General features: G+C 43.3%; 6 protein-coding genes and 3 tRNA genes. 4 read left to right on the top strand and 5 right to left on the bottom strand.

Annotated features, from left to right (window positions below; genetic code table 11):
- Positions 1-23: 23 nt before the first annotated feature.
- Entirely contained in the window at positions 24-809 is a 786-nt protein-coding gene (locus VB620_RS05705) for a TrmH family RNA methyltransferase (RefSeq protein ID WP_323195182.1), read from the bottom strand.
- 40 nt (positions 810-849) lie between these two features.
- Positions 850-931, bottom strand: a tRNA-Leu gene (locus VB620_RS05710).
- Positions 932-1261: 330 nt separating this feature from the next.
- Between VB620_RS05710 and murA the strand changes: the two genes are divergently transcribed.
- Positions 1262-2641 carry a UDP-N-acetylglucosamine 1-carboxyvinyltransferase gene (gene murA, locus VB620_RS05715; protein WP_323195183.1) on the top strand — a complete coding sequence of 460 codons (1380 nt, stop codon included), beginning with the start codon at positions 1262-1264 and terminating at the stop codon, positions 2639-2641.
- 93 nt (positions 2642-2734) lie between these two features.
- Entirely contained in the window at positions 2735-3610 is an 876-nt protein-coding gene (locus VB620_RS05720) for a M48 family metallopeptidase (protein WP_323195170.1), read from the top strand.
- Here the strand turns inward: VB620_RS05720 and VB620_RS05725 are convergent.
- On the bottom strand, positions 3542-3817 hold the full coding sequence (locus VB620_RS05725) for a hypothetical protein (RefSeq protein WP_323195171.1): 276 nt from the start codon (positions 3815-3817) through the stop codon (positions 3542-3544). The genes VB620_RS05720 and VB620_RS05725 overlap by 69 nt on opposite strands.
- Positions 3818-3859: 42 nt before the next feature.
- Positions 3860-3943: transfer RNA gene (locus VB620_RS05730), tRNA-Leu, on the bottom strand.
- A 267-nt stretch (positions 3944-4210) separates the two neighbouring features.
- On the opposite strand from VB620_RS05730, the gene VB620_RS05735 reads away from it, so the two are divergent.
- Positions 4211-4282, top strand: a tRNA-Gln gene (locus VB620_RS05735).
- 242 nt (positions 4283-4524) lie between these two features.
- On the opposite strand, the gene VB620_RS05740 is transcribed toward VB620_RS05735, so the two are convergent.
- Positions 4525-5001 (bottom strand): hypothetical protein, encoded by a 477-nt coding sequence (locus tag VB620_RS05740; protein ID WP_323195172.1) that lies wholly within the window; start codon positions 4999-5001, stop codon positions 4525-4527.
- A gap of 202 nt (positions 5002-5203) precedes the next feature.
- On the opposite strand from VB620_RS05740, the gene VB620_RS05745 reads away from it, so the two are divergent.
- Positions 5204-6508: a hypothetical protein gene (locus VB620_RS05745; RefSeq protein ID WP_323195173.1), complete on the top strand. Its 1305-nt coding sequence runs from the start codon at positions 5204-5206 to the stop codon at positions 6506-6508.
- The last annotated feature ends 143 nt before the right edge of the window (positions 6509-6651 follow it).

A 6651-nucleotide genomic window follows, 5' to 3' on the forward strand; every position in this document is an offset into this window, starting at 1 on the left:
AATTACGAATTACGAATTACGAATTACGAATTACGAATTATTTGCCGTTGAGCCTCATACATCATTAAAGCAGCTGCGATCGCCACATTCAAAGACTCTACACCCGGAGTTAGGGGGATTTTCACCTGCTGGTCAGCCATGTTAGCTAAATCAGCAGATAAACCAGCACCTTCATTACCCAGTAAAATTAGACTAGGTTTTCGCCAATCTACATCCCAGTAAGTTAAATTCGCCGTGGGTAAAGTTGCTACTATCTGCATTCCGGCTTGCTGACTTTGTTTGATTATTCCTGACAAATCTTCAGTCACTGCTGTGGGGACGCGAAACCACTGTCCCGCCGAAGCGCGTAAAACCTTGGGGCTGTCTACATCTACACTATCTTCACTCACCCATAAACCCGTTGCGCCAGTAGCCGCCGCCGTGCGAATTATTGTCCCCAAATTACCGGGATCTTGGATGGTTTCCAAAGCTAGAACTAAACCACTAAAGGGTACTTGATTTTGATGAATCACCCGTTTGGCGGTAGCAATCACACCATCTGGTTGAACTGTGGTGGCGATCGCTGCTAAAATTTCCTGACTAACAATTTCTACCCTTTCACTCTGGCTACAAGCAGTTTCCCATAGTGCCTGGTGGCTGATTTGCCATTCTGGAGTGCAGCAAACCGTCACCAGTGGGTAATTCACCACACAAGCCTCTTGTAACAGGTGTGTACCTTCCAGTAGACACAATTGCTGCTTATGTCGCTCTTTGGTAGAGTGCAGCTTGCGGATTTGTTTAACTAAAGAATTTTGGAGACTGGTTAACACAATGGGCAATTTCTGATTTTGGATTAAACCAAAAATAATATGCGGAACCCGGGACTTGAACCCGGAAGCCTTGCGGCACTAGAACCTGAATCTAGCGCGTCTGCCAATTCCGCCAGTTCCGCTTACATAGATTTTCATCGACAACTCACAATTATTACTTAAATATTTATCTTTGTCAAGTGCTATCTGCTAGCAGCAGCGCTCCGCGATCGCCGAACGTGGAGTTTTGATCATCCTTCAATGATTCTCTTGTCCCTGTTATCCGCACTTTTGGCTACAATTATTAAATACTTAAAAAACTTGCTACAGCTTGTTTACAGCCCCCAGATCATATTCCCCACCCAATTTAGTTATCCCAGATGTCTGACAAAATGTAGAGAAACCAACTCTTTACTGTAGAATCAAAACCAACTTCTAACCTGTAAAATTACGTATTTTTTGGAGGTAGGCTTATTAATCCTTCTAGCAGCTTACCAGATGCCAAACTAACTCCCGAAGCAGACTCCTTAGTCTTGAAAATATCGGGTGGGCATCCTTTGCAAGGTCATGTAAAAATCAGTGGGGCTAAAAATTCCGCACTCGTAATCATGGCTGGCTCTTTGCTGTGTTCAGGCGATTGTCGCATCCGCAACGTTCCCTTATTGGCAGACGTAGAGCGGATGAGTCAAGTTCTATCGGCTTTAGGTGTTCGCCTCACCAGAGAAGACGACATTTTAGATATCAACGCCACCGAAATCACTACATCACAAGCTCCTTACGAACTAGTTACCCAATTAAGAGCAAGTTTTTTTGCTATTGGGGCAATTTTAGCTCGCTTAGGAGTAGCACAAATGCCATTACCCGGTGGTTGTGCCATTGGAGCCAGACCCGTTGATTTGCACGTCCGAGGACTGCAAGCAATGGGCGCTGAAGTGCAGATAGAACATGGCATTTGTAACGCCTATATTCCCGGAAGTAGTGGCAGATTACAAGGAGCCAAAATCTACCTAGATAGCCCCAGTGTAGGAGCAACGGAAACATTAATGATGGCCGCCACCCTCGCAGATGGTGAAACCATTATCGAAAACGCTGCACGAGAGCCAGAAGTAGTTGATTTGGCTAATTTTTGTAATGCAATGGGAGCCAAAATTCAGGGTGCAGGCAGCAGTCAGATTACAATCGTGGGTGTTCCCAAATTGCATTCTGTTGACTATAGTATTATTCCAGATCGCATTGAAGCCGGAACCTTCTTAGTTGCTGGAGCCATAACTCGTTCAGAAATTAGTCTCTCCCCAGTATTACCAAACCACTTAATCCCAGTCATTGCTAAACTGCGGGAAATTGGTTTAACAATTATTGAGGAGACACCCAAGTGCTTACGTATCCTCCCCGCAGCCACTCTCAGAGCCAGCGATATTGAAACCTTACCTCATCCTGGCTTTCCTACAGATATGCAAGCTCCATTTATGTCCTTACTAGCTGTGGCAGAAGGTGACAGCCTGATTAACGAATCTGTCTTTGAAAATCGCTTGCGTCACGCCTCCGAGTTAAATCGCTTAGGAGCAGATATTCGCGTTAAAGGTAATGCTGCCTTCGTCCGAGGAGTACCGAAGTTATCAGGCGCACCAGTCATTGGTACAGATTTACGCGCATCAGCAGCATTAGTTTTAGCAGGATTAGCAGCAGAAGGAGAAACCATATTTCAGGGATTACACCATCTTGATCGTGGCTATGATCGCATTGATCTGAAATTACAGCAACTAGGAGCGAAAATTTTGCGTCTGGGTGATGTGCCACCAGATACGGAATTAAGTTCTCATACCAGTAATTCTCAAGCTTCCATTTCCACCTAGTTAGGGGACTAAAGATTGGGGATTGGGAATGGGGGACTGGTTATACTAACTATGGGAGTTTGTTGATCTGTTGTTTTTTCAGGTTGTTATATTATGTCATTGTTGAAAACTCCGCTCATCGGTTTAAAAGCTGACTCATTTCGTCATCCATTAGACTTACAAGCCACCACATCTCTGAAGCAGATACCAGGTCTGGATATGATGGTACGAAATTGGCTCGGTCCAATGGCAGAACAGGTTTTTTATGTGGAAAATATCGCCTCCAGTGTGTTGGTGGGTGAAAAACAACTTCCTCATTTATCACAATTATTGCTGGAAGCCTGTAAAATCTTGGATATAGAGCCTCCGCAGTTATATATCCGTCAACATCCGGCTCCTAATGCCTATACCTTTGCGATGCGAGGTAAGCAACCTTTTATTGTGCTGCATACTTCCTTAGTTGATATGCTGACACCAGAGGAAATACAGGCGGTGATAGCCCATGAATTAGGACATCTCAAGTGTGACCACAGTGTTTATTTAACACCTGTCAATCTTTTGATATTAGCCGCCGCCATTGTGCCTAATGTAGGAACTTTTCTCGCCCAAGCTATACAATCACAACTATTAGAATGGGTACGCTGTGCTGAGTTTACCTGCGATCGCGCCGCATTACTAGCTACCCAAGACCCTAAAGTAGTCATGTCAGTATTAATGAAGCTAGCCGGTGGTTCACCTACCCTCGCTCCCCAACTTAACTTAGATGCCTTTGTTGCCCAAGCTCGCGCTTACGATGATATTAGTAAAACAGAACTGGGTGAAATGGTTAAAGAAGCTCGTACTGCCCAATTAACTCATCCCGTCCCCGTACTACGCGCTAGAGAAATTGACCGTTGGGCTAGCAGCACCGAATATCAATCTTTATTGCAAGGTAATGGACTCGACTCTACAAATGAAATTGCATCCCAGGGACGGTGGCGCAATTGGTAAAGTTGGTATAATTCCCATAAAAAAAGGGGAAGATTTTTTCTCTTCCCCCTGTGGATAATTGTTATTGTCTTTTCCTTTGTCAGCTTGTTTGAGCTTTTTGAGTAACATCTGCCTTTGCTTTTTGAGTTGACGCTTCCTAGCAGAACCACCTCTACCTTTATCGTTTCTCCCTTCTCGGCGGGGAGACTCCCATCTTTTTAGTCGCATGGCTAGTTTCCGTTGTGAGGGTATGTTTTAGTGTGTGTAAAGTGGGCAGGAGGAGAATCGAACTCCTATGACCGCAAGGCCGCCACATTTTGAGTGTGGTGCGTCTACCAATTTCGCCACCCGCCCTTGGGTGTAACTTAACTATTATATCCTATTTAAATGAATTTGCAACCAGCAAATCAAAAAAATTTCTGGGACTCTTTGATTGTCTATTTTGACTATGGGTTAAGCTTACCTAAGACTCAGTTTTTTGGGAAATATTTCACTGATTTATGCCATCTAGAGCAAGTGATCTGGGTGACAGAACAGCAGCGATAAATTTTTTCCCAAATTTCTGCTCAAGGTACTTGACATTACCCTAGTACAACCTGTTATATTGTTTGAGTCAAACGTTGGGGCGTAGCCAAGTGGTAAGGCAGCGGGTTTTGGTCCCGCCATCCCTAGGTTCGAATCCTAGCGCCCCAGTTCAACAGAAAGTAAAGCAACTCATTACTCAAGTGTGATGAGTTATTTTAGTATTTTATTCTAAAATCCTTATGGTTCACTCTAGAAGCTATTTTCTAGGGCAAGCAGTAGGATAAAACTGTTAAAAATATAGCAGAAAGCTAGACTGGAGTGTAGTCAAGCCGTGTAGAGTTCACACCAGATAATTGTTAACTAACGCAATAACTGGCTGCAATCAGGTTAATTTTGGAAACTTGATGTTATTACTCAGGAGATTTTAAGGCTTTATCCAATACTTGGCGTGCGTGTTCCGCTTTAGTTCGTGCTTCTTGGTAACGCAAATTAGCCTGAGCAAAATTTTTCAGAACTTTAAAACCTTCCTTCAGACGAGCAATTTCCTCTTCAGTTACTGGATTATCTAAAAACAGAACATCAACTGCTTGGCGAATTTCTAATGCATCAGCTCGTGTTTCCTGTACTTTGAGCTTCAGTGTAGCTAGATTATTCAAAATCTGGACAGCTTGTGTAATACTATCTTCGCCACTAGTAGAATCATTAGCAGGTTCTTTGACTTCAATTAATTGTTGAGGGCCAAATCCTTCTTCTAGTTCCGTGGTTAGCTTACCAGCATCCATTAATTCCATCAGCTGATCCATAGCTTTCTCACGGGCTTTGACTGAATCTTTACCAGAAACAGTAAGCATAACTTCTGGACTTTGAGCGAGAGTATACTGAACCATATTTAGAATAGAAAAATTGCTGATTAACCAAGCTGAGGCCAATAATCATAACATGAAGGTAGTGGCAGTAAAACCTACAGTCATTGGTCATTGGTCATTGGGAAATTTTTCTTTCCCTCTGTACCCTGCTTCCTCTGTCTAGCTAAAATAAAACTTTATACTTAAGAAAGATTCAAGTAAATTTTAACAGGAGGGAAGAGTAGTGACTCCCAATCCCACCATCATGCAAGCTGTAGAAAAACTCGGCTACCGAGTTACGGTTGGTGATGTTTCAAGTCAGGCTGGCTTGAATATCGCTGAGGCTAGACAAGGTTTATTAGCACTGGCTTCTGATGCTGGCGGACATCTACAAGTTGCAGAAACAGGTGATATTGTTTACCAATTTCCGCGCAATTTCCGCGATATTTTACGTAATAAATACTTTCAGATGCGGCTGCGGGAATGGTGGAAAAAGGTCTGGGAAGTTCTTTTCTACCTGATTCGCATTTCTTTTGCTGTTTTCTTAATTCTTTCGATTGTCCTGATAACTATTACCATCTTTATCATTGTTACTGCTTCCAACTCAGACCGCGACGATAACAGGGGTAGCAGTTCTAGGGGTGGGGGGTTATTCTTTTTCCCTTTCCCAGATTTATTTTGGTACTTTAGCCCTAATTATGGCAGGGGTTATCAAGAACGACAGCAGCGAAGACAATCCCAAAAAAGTGATTTGAATTTTTTTGAGGCTGTATTTTCGTTTTTGTTTGGTGATGGTAATCCTAATGGCAATTTAGAAGAACGCCGATGGCAAGAAATTGGGGCTGTTATTCGGAATAATCGTGGTGCGGTAGTAGCAGAACAAATTGCACCGTATCTGGATAATTTGGGAGAAAGTTATACACAAGATTATGAAGATTATATGCTGCCGGTGCTAATTCGATTTAATGGACAACCAGAGGTAAGTCCGGAAGGACAGATTGTCTATTATTTCCCAGAGTTGCAAGTGAAGGCAAGTGAGAGGGGTCGTGAGTCAGTACCGACGCATTTAGAAGAATATCTTTGGCGTTTTAGTGCGGCGAGTTCAGGACAGGTGATGCTGGCGGCTGGTTTGGGTGTACTCAATTTTGTGGGTGCTTTAATATTAGGAGGTTTGATAGCCGATGGTACAGCAGCTGCTCAATTAGGAGGATTAGTAGTTTTTGTCCAAGGGATTTATTGGCTGTTGTTGGGTTATGGTGCTGGTTTCTTGGGTGTACCTTTAGTGCGCTATTTTTGGATTCGGTGGCGAAATAAAAAACTTGCTGCGGGTAATAGCGATCGCCTGTCCCGATCTAGACTATTAATAAATCCAGATGACGGTTTACAGAAAAAAATTGACTACGCACAGCAGTTCGCTACAGAAAAAGTTATCGGTAGTGAAGATTTAGTATATTCCAGCGAAACCGATTTAATCGACCAAGAAATTGACCGTTCTGCACAAATTGACGCTGAATGGCAAAGACGGTTACAGGAGGGAAGTGGGGAGTAGAATTGACATACTCCCAGCCCCAGAAGGGACAGGGATTCTAGGATACTGGCGGAAAATGCGGACTCAAGCCCGTCTAACTTTTCCTCTCCTACTGGAAAATGCCCTCACCAGTTGGATTATTCCAAACTACCAGAGTTGGTTTT

It is taken from the genome of Nodularia harveyana UHCC-0300 (assembly GCF_034931085.1).
GTDB classification, from domain to species: domain Bacteria; phylum Cyanobacteriota; class Cyanobacteriia; order Cyanobacteriales; family Nostocaceae; genus Nodularia; species Nodularia harveyana.